At 73.4% G+C, this 1,033-nt stretch carries 1 protein-coding gene; it reads right to left on the bottom strand.

Features of this window, described 5'->3' with window-relative positions; translation table 11 throughout:
- On the bottom strand, positions 1 to 1,033 hold a 1,033-nt coding region (locus tag OF819_RS29010; RefSeq protein WP_267246630.1), incomplete at both ends, for an amino acid adenylation domain-containing protein.

The following is a 1,033-nucleotide window of genomic DNA, read 5'->3' as shown; positions in this document are numbered from 1 at the left end:
TCGAACACGATCTGTCCGTCGGCCGTCCAGCGGGCCCGGTCCCCGGTCCGGTACATCCGCTCGCCGGGGCCGCCGAAGGGGCAGGCCACGAAGCGTTCGGCCGTCAGGCCGGGACGTTCGACGTAGCCACGGGCGAGCCCCGCGCCGGCGATATACAGCTCGCCGACCACTCCGGCCGGGACCGGTTCCAGGGACGCGTCCAGTACGTACATCCGGCTGTTCGCGATAGGCGTTCCGACCGGGACCCGGCCGTCGGCCAGGCGCTCGGCGGTCAGGCGGCCGGTGGCCGCGCCGATGGTGGTCTCCGTCGGGCCGTAGTGGTTGAACACCTGGGGGCCGTCGGGCACCGCCAGCAGCTGCCGTACCCAGGCGGGCGAGGCGGCCTCGCCGCCGAGCAGCAGCGATTTCGCGGGCAGTACGGCCCTCATGTCGTCGGCGGTCAGCGCCGCGAGGTGCGAGGGGACCGCCTTCAGGTAGTCGATCCGGTGCGCGGCGAGGTACGCGCCGACCGCCGTCGGGTCGGTGACCGCGTCCGGGTCGAGGATGTGCAGCTGCCCGCCCGTGGCCAGGCTGGCGAACACCATCGTGTTGCCCAGGTCGGTGACCTGCGGCTGGAGGAGCGCGTACCGGCCGCCCTCCTCACCGAGGCCCGTCCTGCCGGGGACGGAGGCCACATAGTTGGCCAGGGATCCGTGGGTGACGGCCACACCCTTGGGGCGGCCGGTCGAGCCCGAGGTGTAGATGACGTACGCCAGCAGACCGTGGGCCATGTCGACCGGGGGCGTGTGGTCGGGGCACGCGGCGAGCGCGTCGGCCACCGCCGGGTCGTCGAGGGCCAGTGCCGTCACGTCGTCGGGCGTCAGGCCGTCCAGTGCAGACTGAGTGCCGACCAGCACCGAGGCCCCGCTGTCGGCCAGCATGAACGCGACCCGTTCGGCCGGGTACGCCGGGTCGACCGGGAGATATGCGGCGCCCGCCTTCCACACGGCCAGGACCGCCGCGACCATGTCGAGACCGCGCGGCAGGCACAGTC

Origin of the sequence: Streptomyces sp. PR69 (assembly GCF_026420845.1) — a bacterium.
Classification (GTDB): Bacteria; Actinomycetota; Actinomycetes; order Streptomycetales; family Streptomycetaceae; genus Streptomyces.
The sequence above is the reverse complement of the archived record's forward strand: the minus strand, read 5'-3'. Positions and strand labels throughout refer to the sequence as shown.